The organism is Lysobacter sp. KACC 24251 (genome assembly GCF_057747755.1).
This window is the reverse complement of the sequence record NZ_CM173222.1, coordinates 1590703-1602738: the sequence shown is the minus strand read 5'-3', so window position 1 is coordinate 1602738 and position 12036 is coordinate 1590703. Positions and strand designations below refer to the sequence as shown.

At 60.9% G+C, this 12036-nt stretch carries 16 protein-coding genes; all 16 read right to left on the bottom strand.

All coding sequences use genetic code 11. The annotated features are described in order from the left end of the window. Positions 1-5: 5 nt before the first annotated feature. The 16 genes from ligD to AC3ARF_RS07510 all read right to left on the bottom strand — a co-directional run bounded on the left by ligD (position 6) and on the right by AC3ARF_RS07510 (position 11983). Complete coding sequence (gene ligD, locus AC3ARF_RS07585) at positions 6-2525, bottom strand: DNA ligase D (protein WP_498926681.1); 2520 nt, start codon at positions 2523-2525, stop codon at positions 6-8. Between the two features lie 3 nt (positions 2526-2528). Then, positions 2529-3473, bottom strand: a complete 945-nt coding sequence (gene ku / locus AC3ARF_RS07580; RefSeq protein WP_498926680.1) for a non-homologous end joining protein Ku — start codon at positions 3471-3473, stop codon at positions 2529-2531. Between the two features lie 490 nt (positions 3474-3963). Beyond that, complete coding sequence (locus tag AC3ARF_RS07575; protein ID WP_498926678.1) at positions 3964-4416, bottom strand: methyltransferase family protein; 453 nt, start codon at positions 4414-4416, stop codon at positions 3964-3966. A 47-nt stretch (positions 4417-4463) separates the two neighbouring features. Next, positions 4464-4907 carry a hypothetical protein gene (locus AC3ARF_RS07570; protein ID WP_498926676.1) on the bottom strand — a complete coding sequence of 148 codons (444 nt, stop codon included), beginning with the start codon at positions 4905-4907 and terminating at the stop codon, positions 4464-4466. A gap of 16 nt (positions 4908-4923) precedes the next feature. After that, complete coding sequence (locus AC3ARF_RS07565; RefSeq protein ID WP_498926674.1) at positions 4924-5319, bottom strand: hypothetical protein; 396 nt, start codon at positions 5317-5319, stop codon at positions 4924-4926. 172 nt (positions 5320-5491) lie between these two features. Continuing rightward, positions 5492-5797: a hypothetical protein gene (locus AC3ARF_RS07560; protein WP_498926672.1), complete on the bottom strand. Its 306-nt coding sequence runs from the start codon at positions 5795-5797 to the stop codon at positions 5492-5494. 399 nt (positions 5798-6196) lie between these two features. Further along, positions 6197-6460 (bottom strand): TFIIB-type zinc ribbon-containing protein, encoded by a 264-nt coding sequence (locus tag AC3ARF_RS07555; protein ID WP_498926670.1) that lies wholly within the window; start codon positions 6458-6460, stop codon positions 6197-6199. Between the two features lie 113 nt (positions 6461-6573). After that, positions 6574-6843 (bottom strand): hypothetical protein, encoded by a 270-nt coding sequence (locus AC3ARF_RS07550; protein WP_498926669.1) that lies wholly within the window; start codon positions 6841-6843, stop codon positions 6574-6576. Positions 6844-7073: 230 nt separating this feature from the next. Continuing rightward, positions 7074-7505, bottom strand: a complete 432-nt coding sequence (locus AC3ARF_RS07545; protein WP_498926667.1) for a DMP19 family protein — start codon at positions 7503-7505, stop codon at positions 7074-7076. Positions 7506-7602: 97 nt separating this feature from the next. After that, positions 7603-7962 carry a hypothetical protein gene (locus tag AC3ARF_RS07540; RefSeq protein ID WP_498926666.1) on the bottom strand — a complete coding sequence of 120 codons (360 nt, stop codon included), beginning with the start codon at positions 7960-7962 and terminating at the stop codon, positions 7603-7605. A 105-nt stretch (positions 7963-8067) separates the two neighbouring features. Then, a complete protein-coding gene (locus AC3ARF_RS07535) occupies positions 8068-8541 on the bottom strand; it encodes a DUF4019 domain-containing protein (RefSeq protein WP_498926664.1) in 474 nt (157 codons plus the stop codon). Positions 8542-8600: 59 nt separating this feature from the next. Continuing rightward, the gene (locus AC3ARF_RS07530) at positions 8601-9038 is read right to left on the bottom strand and encodes a hypothetical protein (RefSeq protein ID WP_498926663.1); all 438 of its coding nucleotides are present in this window, start codon (positions 9036-9038) and stop codon (positions 8601-8603) included. Between the two features lie 81 nt (positions 9039-9119). Beyond that, on the bottom strand, positions 9120-9575 hold the full coding sequence (locus AC3ARF_RS07525) for a hypothetical protein (RefSeq protein ID WP_498926661.1): 456 nt from the start codon (positions 9573-9575) through the stop codon (positions 9120-9122). Between the two features lie 231 nt (positions 9576-9806). Further along, complete coding sequence (locus tag AC3ARF_RS07520) at positions 9807-10100, bottom strand: hypothetical protein (protein ID WP_498926659.1); 294 nt, start codon at positions 10098-10100, stop codon at positions 9807-9809. A 512-nt stretch (positions 10101-10612) separates the two neighbouring features. Continuing rightward, a complete protein-coding gene (locus AC3ARF_RS07515; protein ID WP_498926657.1) occupies positions 10613-11182 on the bottom strand; it encodes a hypothetical protein in 570 nt (189 codons plus the stop codon). Between the two features lie 474 nt (positions 11183-11656). Then, a complete protein-coding gene (locus AC3ARF_RS07510) occupies positions 11657-11983 on the bottom strand; it encodes an excalibur calcium-binding domain-containing protein (RefSeq protein ID WP_498931799.1) in 327 nt (108 codons plus the stop codon). Positions 11984-12036 lie beyond the last annotated feature (53 nt).

The following is a 12036-nucleotide window of genomic DNA, read 5'->3' as shown; positions in this document are numbered from 1 at the left end:
GATTGCTAACCGCCCGCCTTGGACAGCCGCTGCAACACCTCCGCCAGGCCTTGGCGAACCTTTCGGTACTCGCCCCACGGATGTGCCGGCATCCGCGCCATGCGCCGCGGCGCGGATTTCAGGTCGTAGGCAGCGCCGCTCTTGACACGACCCAGTTCCTCCCACTTCAACGGCATTGCAACCGGTGCGCCTTCTCGCGCCCGCAGCGAGAACGATGCCACGCTGGTTGCCCCACGCCCGTTGCGCAGGTAGTCGATGAAGATGCGGCCTTTGCGGAACTTCTTGGTGGCCGTGGCCACGAACGCCAACGGATCCATGGCCACCATCGACTCGGCGAACGCATGGGCAAAGTCCTTCACCGGTGTCCACTCGTACGCCGGCTTGAGCGGCACGAACACGTGCAGGCCCTTGCCTCCCGAGGTGCGCACGTACGAAACCAGCCCCATGTCCTTCAAGCGATCCCGCACCTGCCGCGCCGCCTCAACCACGCGTCGCCATGGCACGTCCGGGCCCGGGTCGAGGTCGAAGACGATGCTGTCCGCCTTTTCGGGCGCGTTGGCCATGGCGCCCCATGGGTGGAACTCCAGCGCATTGAACTGGGCCAGTTCCAGCAGTCCTGCCTCATTGCCCACCACCAGGTATTCGGCGCGGGTGCCACTCTCTTCCTTCAGCGCGATCGCGTGCACATGTTCCATGCCGGCCGTGTGGTGCTTCTGGAAGAAGCACGGTCGCTCCGTGCCCTGAGGGCAGCGCACTACGGACAGCGGCCGGCCCTTGATCTCCGGGAGCAGCCAGGGCGCCATGGTGCGGTAGTAGTGGAAGACGTCCGCCTTGGTGAATCCGCTCCCCGCGAACACGACCCGTTCCGGACTGGTCAGTTCGACCGGCGGGGCCGCTGACTTCTTTCGTCGCCGCGCGGCGGGCGCGGATGTACCCGGCGCGCTGGCCACGCTTCCATTGGCTTGCAGGTCCGTTGCGGACTTGTCACGGCGGATGGTCTTGAAGACGGGCTGTCGCAGCAGTCCCTGGTTGCCGCGACCATGGTGGAAGACTTCCGCGACCCAGGTGGGTCGCACCCAATGCGCCTTGCGCAACTCGGGGTCGTCCACGGCCACATGCGCCGTGGGCTTGCTGCGGGTGGATCTGGATAGCTGTGCGGCCAGTGCGACGAGCTGGTCGTGGCTCATCCCCGTCCCGACTCGCCCGGCGTAGCGCCAGCCATGTTCCGCATCCGGCGCGGCCAACAGCAATGCGCCCAGTCCTTCGCGGCTGCCCTTGGGCAACGTATAACCCACCACGGCAAACTCGTCCGAGTCGCGCTGCTTGATCTTCCGCCACGTATCGCCACGCCCGGAGTGGTACGGCGCGTCGGCACGCTTGGAAATGATGCCCTCCAGCCCGCGCTCCACCGCCATCGCCAGCGCGTGATCGCCGTTGCCGATGACATGTGTGCTGTACGCCAGGCGCGCCGGCGGATGCTTCAGGATCTCAGCCAGTAGCAGCTTGCGCTGGTACTGGGGGCTGCGCGACACATCGACGCCATCCACTTGCAGGATGTCGAACAGCACGTAGGTCAACGTGGCGTTCTTCTCCCCGGACAGGGTGGCCTGCAGCAACCCGAAATCCTCCTGGCGGCCTGCTCCTGCGATCAACTCGCCGTCCAGCACCGCATCGGCAAGATCCAGCGCCTGCAGCGCCGCCACGATCTCCGGCACCTTGGCCGTCCACTCGCGTTCATTGCGCGACCACAGCCGCACCTTGCCCCCACTGATCTGGGCGATCAGGCGATATCCGTCCCATTTGGCCTCGTGCAGCCACTCCTCGCCGGTCGGCACGTAGTGGAACAGCTTGGCCAGCTGGGGAGCGCGGAACGTCGGGCGATGGTGACCTGCCCTCGCCCCATCCAGTTTGGCCGCGCGCTTCGCCCAACGCGGCGGAGTGGCGATCTCCTTGGGCTTGCGGGTGACCTTCCTGGCGGGGCGCCGAACCACGGTCCCGGGCGGCGGGGCGACGTCGTCCAGCAGGTCGTCGGCCTCGCGGGGACCAGCATGCTCGTCCGCTTCCTTGAACAGCAGCCATTGCGGCTGGCGGTCCGCCTTCTGCGTGCGCACCAGGTGCCAGCCACCCTTCAGCTTGTCGCCGAACAACTCGAACCGCAGATGGCCCTTCGCCAGTTGCGCTTCCGGGTCCCCGTCCGTGGTCCACACGCCCCGGTCAAACAGGGCGACATGGCCGCCGCCGTATTGTCCCTTGGGGATGTCGCCTTCGAAATCCGCATAGGCGACGGGATGGTCCTCCACCTCGGCCGCCAGGCGTTTCACGGACGGATCGAAACTCGGGCCCTTGGGCACTGCCCAGCTCTTCAGCGTGTCCCCCACCTGCAGGCGGAAGTCGTAGTGGCGGTGGCTGGCATGGTGGAGCTGCACCACGAATATGGGGCGCTCACCACGCGCAGGGCGCCGATCTGCCGACGGTTCCGGCGTGCGATCGAACTGGCGTTTGCGGCGGTAGTGCTGAAGGCCCACGGTTCACCCTTTCGCCGCCGTCCGGCTTGCGCGCTTGGCCGGCGCCTTCTTTGCCGGCTTCGACGTTGCCGTCTTGCGTGCCGTCGATTTGGCCGCGCTGGTCTTGCGCGCGGGCGCCTTCGTTTCCGCCTTCCGGGCCGGCGTGCGCTTGTTGCTGTCCAAGCTCTTCTGCAGCAAGGCCATGAAGTCCACCACGTTGGTGGTGGCGTCGTGCCGCTCGTGGGGCTCTTCCTCGGCGATCCGCGTGGTGGCTCCCTTGGCCTTGATGCGCTTGCGGATGATCGCCTCCAGCCGCTCTCGGAACTGGTCGTGGTACTCGTCGGGTTGCCATTTGGCCGCCATGGATTCGATCAGGCTCTTCGCCATTTCCGTCTCCTTCGCGGTGATGCGGAAATCGGCGGCCTTGCCCGAAGGCAGCTTGTACTCGTCCGGTTCTACCAGTTCCTGCGGATAACGCAGCATCATCAGCACCAGTGCGTCCCCCTCCGGGATGACCGCACATAGATACTCGCGGGTGCGGATGACCACGCGCGCCACGCCCACCTTGCCGGTGCTCTTCAGCGTCTCGCGCAGCAGCACGTAGCCCTTTTCGGCCTTCTTGCCGGGAACCAGGATGTAGGGCTTCTCGTAGAAGCGCAGGCCAATTTCCTCGCGGTCCACGAAGGCCTCCACGTCCACCGACTCGTTCGTCTCCGGGGCGGCGGCTGCGATGTCTTCCTTCTCCACCACCACATAGCTGCCCTTGTCGTACTCGAAGGCCTTGATGATGTCCTTCCACGGCACCTCTTCGCCCGTCTCGGCGTTGACCCGCTCGAACCGGATCGGCTTGCGATCGCGGGAGTCGAGCATGCGGAAGCTGAGGTCGACCTTGCGCTCGCCGGACATCAGCGAGACGGGGATGTTCAGCAGACCGAAGGACAGGGTTCCTGACCAGATCGGGCGGGCCATGGGGCGGCTCCGGAGTACGGTTACCCTGGATTTTCCCGGTCCACGGGGGAAACCCGCGTGAATGCCTGTTACGAGAGGGCGGCCGGCGGAAAAAACGGTTGAAACATGGTGGGCCCTTCATCGAACGCAACCCAGCCAAAACGGTCGCAAAGTCCTTGCACCAGCGCCGTGTAGTCTCCCGCCAACGAGCACCGAAGCGAAAGGGACTCCCCGCGCTCGTGGCCGGGCGGCGCAAATTCAACCCACCCCTGCGCTGACTCGCCAGAGGCTCCCCCATCGCTGGACCACGTCAGGGACGGTATGGCCAGCTTCAGGCAGGCCTGCGCTTCGTCCCACCCCAGAGGTGAGACCGATGTCTCGGTCAGCTCCGTCGGCAACAGGGGCAGCTTGCCGGGCTTAAGGAAAAGGTATGTCTTTGCCATGCTTTCTCCGGTCGGTACTCGCTGGTGCCTGGGCAAATCTTGCAGCCGGCCGCGCTGGGCAACTGTCCTTACAGCCAGCGGTGCACCCGTCTGCGGAATTCAGCGTATTCATCCGCGAACCGAGCCGCCAACACCCGCTCCTCCGGCACGATCTGAAAGCGCGTGATGTACAGCACGAACAGCGGCACCGCGAACAGGCCAAGCCAATGGCCCACATACAGCACCCAGGCGAGCAGCAACAGCGCCTGCCCCACATACATGGGGTTGCGCGAATACCGGTAGATGCCAGAGCTCACCAGCGCCGTGGCCTTGTCCGGGCGCAACGGGTTGACGGTGGTCCCTGCGCGTCCGAAGGCGAGCTTTGGGATCACATTCAGCAACAGCCCTGCGAATGCCACCACGGCCACGACCAGAGTACGCAGCGGGAGTTGGAACGAAAGCGACGGCACCCAGCGCCCAAGGCAATAGGCTATCAGCCCCAGTAACAGCATCACCACCGGCGGTGGAACCTTGGTTTCCAACCAGTGGGGTGACGGCGTGCGTCCAACTCCGTGCATGGCAAACCCCTTCAGGAGATCGAGATTCCGGACAGTCGGGGCCACGCCTGTCGCGTCCCCATCAGGTACACGGCGCCAATACCGAGGCAGATCGCCGAGCTCCACCACCAGAATGCGACGCTGCGCTCGCCCGGTGCAAACACCGCCAGCGCAAGCCCGGCCAATCCGCGTAGCAGGTAGACCGCGGTAATCGCGCACAGCACCCAGCGCGCCAAGGGGAGCCGGCCGATGACACCCGCCCCGGACAGGGCGTACAGCGACCAGGCTGCAAGCACGGCCGCAATACCCACGGTGATGATTGCCGGCTTGGGACTGCCCGCTTCCGCCAGTCTGGCCATGCCCTCGCCTGCGCCGAAGAAGCGGTACCACGGCGCGCCGAAGGCAATGCAGGCCAGGTGCAGCAATGCAGCGAGGGCGCTGAACAACGCCCCCAGGAGCAGGTAAGGATGGGTCATATCGTCCTTGTACGGGTCAGTGGGGAGCGCGGGCAGCCAGCCAAGCCATAACGGCCACCAGCAGCAGGGCGATCCATCCGGGGTGCCGGCCTTTCGTGCCGACCAGTACCAGCATCGATGACCCCAGATAGCCGAAGACGATCGCCGACACCAGCAGTGGCCTCAACGCCTGATCACCCGGAGCCAATGCCAACTGGAACAGGACGCCCGCAAAGGCCCAGCCGAACACGCTGCCAATGTGCCAAGTGGCCCAGAGGATGCGGACGTGGCGGCTTCGCAACGGCGGCGCGTCACCGGTGGGGACCACGCTTCCCTGCCGGAGGTGACGGAAGATCAACCGCTCACCCAGTACCGAGTGCGCGACACCGGTTACCGCGGCCAACAAGCCAGCGGCGAAGTACCAAGCCTGCATCGCATTCCTCCATGATCGCTCAGGTCGCCACCCACGACGCAAGCGCCGGCGCAGCCATGCTGGGTAGGAACTCAATCACCTCGTAGCTGGAAACACCATGTCGCTGGAAAGGGTCCTCTGCAACGGCACAGCGGACCAGGGGCCAACTGCGCAGCACCCCTGTCGAGTCACCCTAGCTTACCAGCCACTCTGCTAGTCGCTCGCGGGCCTCAATGTTTGCGGTCCGGACGCAGCACGGATGGGTTGAGGCGACGGCGAGGTACAACTGCTGTGCCCGGGGCTGAGGGCAGACGCCCGCCAGGTCGTGGGCGAACAGCTTCAGTTCGGTCAAAGTCAGTGTGTTGTTGGCGTAGCGCTTGACGGCTCGGCGCTGAAGCTCGTCAAGAAACCCATCGGGTACATCCTGCAGCGCCTGCTTCAGGAAAGGCCTTTTGCGGGACGAAGTGAGGTAGCTGTCCAGGAGCTGCGAGGGGTCCATTCGGGACATTGCACAGTGACGGGGCCGCTGCTTAGTGGGCCAGCGATCCTGTCGCCAGCGTGTGATTGCTGGCCTGGGAAAGCCTGAAAAGCCCCCGGTTGATGCAACGATGGGTGTCTTGCATGCATCCCCTACCCTCAGCGTGTGGAGCCCGGCCTCCCAATCGGGCCCGGCTACGGAGAACGGAACCTAAAATGTCCTCGCCGGTCGAGAAGGTTTCGGCGGATGGCCAGTAGTCCGTCGCAGGCCAGAGAAGCGGAGCCGATGGCGATGCCGCAACCGAGCACCTGCCATGGGCGAAACTGGCCGAATCGCAGCAACTCCAGCATCGCGGTGCGAGTGCCTTGGCGTTCTTCATTGAAATTACGCGCCGTGGCCCTTGCATACCCCATCGCTTTACTAGAAGTCGAACAGCTCGCCTAGCAGGCTCTTCTTCTTCTTGTGCTTGTAGTAGTCCGAATCACGCGACTCATACGACGGTGGCCTGACACTCCGCGATTCCTGTGGACGTGACTGCGGCGCATCAGTACTTGATCGCTCGATCAACTTATCCAGTTCGCCGCGATCAAGCCATACACCGCGGCATTGCGGGCAATAGTCGATCTCGATTCCTTGCCGATCGGACATGGCCAGGTTTACATCCGGACAGACGGGACACTTCATGTTGTCGATTCCTCTTCAAGGGGGGCGGCGTATAGTCTTTTCGTGCTTAAGGACGATCAGGACAGTCGGCTCAACTTCTCGAGCCGGCCTGCTTGACTGAATTGTCAGTGCTCTTATTTTCCCCGTAGAAGGCGCCGGAGCTGCTCATTTCGTGCTTCGAACGCTTCCGCGCTGCACGCCGGAATGGCATCCCCCACTGGGCTGTCATCACTGAACAAGGCCTGTTCTACTTGGCAATGGCCCTCTACATAGCTGCGCCAGAATTCCTGCGATTTGACGAAGTGCTCTTGTGCCAATAGGGGCTCGCCCTGCTCGTCTGATTCACGGACGAGTCTCGCAACAACCTCTTCCACAAGCTTGTTCTGCTGCTTCTCGAGCTCCATGACATAGAACTCCGTGCAAACCCGGTATCCATTGGAATTGGACAAGTCGGGACCTTCAGCCTGGCACTTTCGTACCCACGCGTCACGAGACTGCGCGTTGACGCCAAATGCCATGAAAGTGAGTACACCGAGCACAAGGAACTTTGACATGAGCTCAATCGCCAAAAGTAAGCCGTACCACCAGGCCTTCGGCGTGAAGGGACTGAAGCGGTTTTGGCATGAATGAATAGTCAGGCGTCAAGCGAGCCTGCGTATCGTCCCAAGGAATTCGCAATCTGTCCGTTGTAACTCTCCAGTTGCGCAAAGAGTTGGTTGAGCAACTCTTCCTGTTCCTCGGACCAGTAAGTGGCTTCCTCTTTGGAGACGGGGTCTGCGGGAACGCCACCGGGGAAGGCTACCCCAATAGCCGCCTCTGTTAGAACCGCAACCTCCTCAAGACCGACAGCTCGAAGGGCATGCACAACCCGTCTGATCTCATCCGGGGTAGCCCAGCGGAAATACTGCTCGTAAGACGCACCGCTACTGGTTTCCATGACTAGATAGTTGACGTCGTAGATAATCTGGTCCTGTGTCGTCACGGGCCTATTGGCTGCGGTCGCGGCCATTACGCGCTCGTACACCTCTCGGACAATTGCATCGTTCGCTTCCGTCCCGATCTCCATGCTCTCCCCTTGAGGCCTAGCGCCTGAACTAAGCCGAGCCGCGAAGCGGATTCGGCTTGAATGATTCTTTGGTGGCCAGCCTCAAGGCGGTGAGCCATCAACAGCATATGCCCGCGGTAAGACCGCCAATCGCCATCATGGCAAGGACGACGGAACCGACCGTAGTGACCGCCATGACCAGCCACGGGAGATCGATGCGGTGCAGCGTGCGGAGGATAAGCGCGGTAAGCGAGAGCGCGCCGAGGGTAAGTGCGAGCCCTAGCAAGCCAATGAAGAATTGGTGGCGAAGCGAGAGCGTGGATTGATGGGCCTGGAACGCCTCGTACGTTCCCGAGTCCACGAGCGTGAGCGGGTAGCCGAGCGCTTGGTACGAGAAGGGCACCAGCCAAGGAAGACACGCGGCTGCGGCCAGCGTCAGCGCGGCAATCGCGTAGTAGACCCGACCAAAGATTTGCATCGCATCAAGCTCCGTCGCGAAATGGGACAGCGTGTGGCCACCTAACACCTGAGTTAAACCGCACCGCGAAGCGGCGTCGGCTTGGACGAATTGTTAGGTGTCAGCCTACAGCACCTTCACCTGCTTCCTCTTTTCAGCCCAGTAACCCGCTAAGCGCCACTCTTGCCCCTGTTGCACGAGCACTACTTGCTCCTCCACTGCAGAGACCTTCGAAAAGTCCGTTGCGTAGAAAACGATCCCGTACTTTCCGGGCGGCGCACCTTCGACGGCCTCCGGAAACGCGTAACCTGTGATGGCTCTGGTTCTGGGCGCGCCAAACATCGCACGCGAGGTACGGACGCCCAACGTGAAGGCTGCGAGGTTTGCTGATTGCTTGAGCGAGGCGGCCGAAGCGGTCCAAGCTGCGTCCCATTGCTCTGCGTCAAGCTGCTCTACAACCGTTGCGGCCACTTCTCGGATGGCCTTCTGCTCGGCCGCAGTTCCAGGCGACGCAGGCTCGCTCTTCCCGGAGCCAGCGCTGAACTGGACTTGGCACCCGAGGAGCGCCGTGAAAAGCAACAAGAGGATCGCAATTCTCATCTGACACCTAACGCCTGAACTAAGCCGAGTCACGAAGTGGCTTCGGCTTGAATGAATTGTTAGGCCCGCTGCCGATGAATCTCGGCGTTGAACCTAGCGATCAACGGAGTCTCTGCCAGTCGATAGTACTGCAGTAGGTGATAGTAGCCGGACACGGCGCGATCCAGAAGGTCTCTGGACTGTTCTGCAGGGTCGAAGGTGATGACACTATCCTCCGCCGAGTCCATATGTTTGGTGCGATTTTTGGCGTGGTTTAGTAACTCAACCATGTCTTTCGGCTGCATTGGCTCGCCGTCGCCGAATGAGTTTGCAATCTCGACGCCACCGGTGCGGAAGTTCTCAAAGGTTGATTGTTTTCCGAGGACTTTGAGGTGTGCCCCAAGAAGCTCCTCTGCGGCTCCTGCCAAATGCAAGGACGCGAAATACAGATCCTCGTAGTAAAGGCGCAAGGCTTGCTCAAGGAGCTCGCAAGCTACGGTCAGCTTGTCAGTTTTCATGGAACTCTCCAAGCGGACCTAACGCTTGAATTAAGCCGAAACACGTAGTTTCTTCGGCTTGAATGAATTGTTAGGTTTCGGCTAGTGAACCCGAATGTGGGCGGCTAGCGCAGTAGCCAGCTCCACATAGGACCTGGCATCGTTTTCACTCAGGTTAAGTTCCTGCGCATGTGCGGCTTTGTTGCGGAGATCCTGCAGCTTTTTGAAAATCTCAAGCTGTTTGTGATCTATGACCTTGCACTGGACCAGGTACTCCCCAAGCCGCGGATAGTTATTGAACGCATCGCTAGGCGGAACGTTCCAGAAGGAGCTTGCGACCTCTATCGCCGCAGCCTCGAGTTCCAGCCAAGCTTCCATGATTGCTACCCGTGTTGAAAAGTTGACCATCCGAAGTAGGTCGTCGCGCCTACTAACCGACCTCTTGGTCTGTGACAACGCGCCCCCCGCATTGACTTCTGGAGCAGGGGCCGCAGGTACAGGTTGGTCAGGGGCCACGGCCTCGGCCTTGAGTTCTGCAATTTCCTTTGCGAACTCCATTTCAATCTCTTTGTACTTCAGTTTCGAAGTAGCGGGATAAGCTCCCGGAGAGGCTTCCGCAGCATCAGCACGAGAATCAGGACTGCCAGTGGCCAGGCGATCGACTTTGTGAGTGCTGCGACAAATGTCAGAGTGTCCAAACGATGGTGCTTCCTCAGAAACCTAACGCTTGGGTTAAGTCGAGCTCAAGCGCGAAGCGATTGAGCTTCGACTTGAACGAACTGTTAGGACTTACGCCAGTTCTACTATGAGCCCAGAAATCAGGAGCGCAACCCCGATCATGCCTACAAACTTAAAGAATGGGTGGGCAGGTTGGTCGGCGGCATTTAGTGAGGGATTGCTAAGTGAAAGTGGCTCGAAGTAGAACCAAGGAATCGCCAGCAGAAAGCCAGCACCCTGGAGTAAGTCGTGGAGCTCTTGGGTAGGCTTGAAGTAGTAGCTAAAAAGGTTGCTTGCGCCCAGAACGGCGAACATGATGGGCCACAACTTGCCACGCTTTGCTTTTGCCACAGTTGACGCTTCCATTCGTTGTGAGTCCTAACGCTTGAGTTAAGTCTAGCCACGAAGTGGCTTCGATTTGAATGAATTGTTAGGCACCTGGCCCCCCCACTATGGCGAGGTGACTTTTTGCCTCTGGCGAAGCTCGAAGTACATGAGTGCCGCACCCTCAGCCGGACTGCTTAGGGGTTTTTCACTGCAATGCCGATCGAGATACGCCTTAACGGTTTCCGCGTCGGGAATGTATAGCCATGGCTTTCCAGTGTTCTTCTCTGCGACGTTAGCGCCGCTTAGAAACCCTTGTGTCCACGTGACGAAAATTGCGGGGTCGTTGAGCTTCGCGTACTCGAGATACTTGCCGCAAGACGCAGCACCAGGACCTGTGACGACGTTGCTTGTAGTCTGGGCTGACGCGGAGTACGCGGTAAGCATCAGTAGACCAAGTGTAGCTAGTGGCTTCATTTGAGTCTCGCAGTGTCCCGTGCGCCTAACACCTGAGTTAAGCCGCGCCGCGAAGCGGCGTCGGCTTGGACGAATTGTTAGGGCGCAGGATCCGGAACCTGCGCCGCGAGCTTTTTCGGATCGAATCCGGCGACGGGAAAGGAAACCACTGGCGCACCCCTGCGGTAAATCGGCAGCTCAGCCTTTAAGAGACTCGACGCAAGCATTTCACTGATGAAGCGGTCACCATCCTCAAGCTCAAGAAACTGGCTGGAGTCTCCATACTCTCGGGCGCCAAATGTGAGCGGAGCCTTTCCATCAAAGCGCATCCGCACAGAGCAGGCGTCGGGTTCCGTCACGGCTTCGCCCGACTCACTCAAGTACCCGCCGGAGCAGTTGAGCTGTGCGCCTTCCACGCGAAATGACACAGAAGCAGGCTCATTTATGCTGAGCATGACTAAGGTCTTTTCATAGTCCGCGTCGCCAGGCAGTCGGTCGGAACTAAGCAACATTGCAAATTTGGAGACGGAGTCATCCATCTCGCTCTTGCTTGCACCGTACATCCATGCATCGACGGGTGAGGCTTGTGTAGTCGGTGTGCTGTTCTGGCCTTGGCTGCATCCAGCCGCTAGGCAAATGAGTAGGACGAAGCTCGCAAGTTGTTTCATCAGCTGAGAATCTCCATCTGCGCCCTAACGCCTGAGTTAAGTCGAGCTCAAGCGCGAAGCGATTGAGCTTCGACTTGAACGAACTGTTAGGCCTGAGTTGATCTGGCCGGCCATGCAGATATGCTCCACGACCTACCGGCGATGCTTCCGAGATCGAGCAATGCGCCACGCGATATAGCAGACAGCCATTAGCGGAACACCGATCACGAGCCAATGCCAAAGACTAAAGCCAAACATGATTAGAACTCCCTTTCCTGGTTGTCGTTGCGCCTAACGCCAATTAGATCCCGTTTCGGGATGATATCGCCGTATGGTCAAGCCCCCTACGCAGCCTGTCAACGTGACAAACTCCGAGTCTTGTCAGTGGCTTGCTGGAACATTTTGACGCCTTTGCGGCCTCACCGTCTCCGTGTTATCCGGCAAATGTGCAGTGATATTCGTTATCCACCCCATTTCTACCGGATAACGTCGTTGCTACCGTCGTCGATAAGGCTCGCACCCTACCCCATCATTGTCGCGGTCCAAGTGGGGGCCGTAGCCTCGATCACCTCGTCGCACTGGCGCAGCGCCCGCTGCCCTGGCTTCGGTACAGTTGGCGAACGAGGCGGAAGCAGGGGCCAGTCCCACGGGCGTCTCACCGGGTGCGAACCCGTTCGCGCGGGTCGGCATCACACCCTGCCCCGCACTCCCGCGATGGCAGTGGTAGTCCCCGGTCTTGCGATTGGTGTGGCAGCCGTCCTTGTTCAAACCGCCGCCGTGCGCGAATGCCAACCCGGTACTCGCCGCCAGCGCTGCCGCCATTACGTGCGCAATCATCCCCATAGCGGGTCACTGTGCGCGCACTCTTGGGGATT

What these genes read in the sequence shown, in the direction of transcription:
- AC3ARF_RS07565 (WP_498926674.1), bottom strand. Translation starts at nt 5,319, where the DNA reads ATGCAGGCTTGGTACTTCGCCGCTGGCTTGTTGGCCGCGGTAACCGGT.
- AC3ARF_RS07520 (WP_498926659.1), bottom strand. Translation starts at nt 10,100, where the DNA reads ATGGAAGCGTCAACTGTGGCAAAAGCAAAGCGTGGCAAGTTGTGGCCC.
- AC3ARF_RS07530 (WP_498926663.1), bottom strand. Translation starts at nt 9,038, where the DNA reads ATGAAAACTGACAAGCTGACCGTAGCTTGCGAGCTCCTTGAGCAAGCC.
- AC3ARF_RS07510 (WP_498931799.1), bottom strand. Translation starts at nt 11,983, where the DNA reads ATGGCGGCAGCGCTGGCGGCGAGTACCGGGTTGGCATTCGCGCACGGC.
- AC3ARF_RS07515 (WP_498926657.1), bottom strand. Translation starts at nt 11,182, where the DNA reads ATGAAACAACTTGCGAGCTTCGTCCTACTCATTTGCCTAGCGGCTGGA.
- ku (WP_498926680.1), bottom strand. Translation starts at nt 3,473, where the DNA reads ATGGCCCGCCCGATCTGGTCAGGAACCCTGTCCTTCGGTCTGCTGAAC.
- AC3ARF_RS07525 (WP_498926661.1), bottom strand. Translation starts at nt 9,575, where the DNA reads ATGGAGTTCGCAAAGGAAATTGCAGAACTCAAGGCCGAGGCCGTGGCC.
- AC3ARF_RS07570 (WP_498926676.1), bottom strand. Translation starts at nt 4,907, where the DNA reads ATGACCCATCCTTACCTGCTCCTGGGGGCGTTGTTCAGCGCCCTCGCT.
- AC3ARF_RS07560 (WP_498926672.1), bottom strand. Translation starts at nt 5,797, where the DNA reads ATGGACCCCTCGCAGCTCCTGGACAGCTACCTCACTTCGTCCCGCAAA.
- AC3ARF_RS07540 (WP_498926666.1), bottom strand. Translation starts at nt 7,962, where the DNA reads ATGCAAATCTTTGGTCGGGTCTACTACGCGATTGCCGCGCTGACGCTG.
- AC3ARF_RS07545 (WP_498926667.1), bottom strand. Translation starts at nt 7,505, where the DNA reads ATGGAGATCGGGACGGAAGCGAACGATGCAATTGTCCGAGAGGTGTAC.
- AC3ARF_RS07550 (WP_498926669.1), bottom strand. Translation starts at nt 6,843, where the DNA reads ATGGAGCTCGAGAAGCAGCAGAACAAGCTTGTGGAAGAGGTTGTTGCG.
- AC3ARF_RS07535 (WP_498926664.1), bottom strand. Translation starts at nt 8,541, where the DNA reads ATGAGAATTGCGATCCTCTTGTTGCTTTTCACGGCGCTCCTCGGGTGC.
- AC3ARF_RS07555 (WP_498926670.1), bottom strand. Translation starts at nt 6,460, where the DNA reads ATGAAGTGTCCCGTCTGTCCGGATGTAAACCTGGCCATGTCCGATCGG.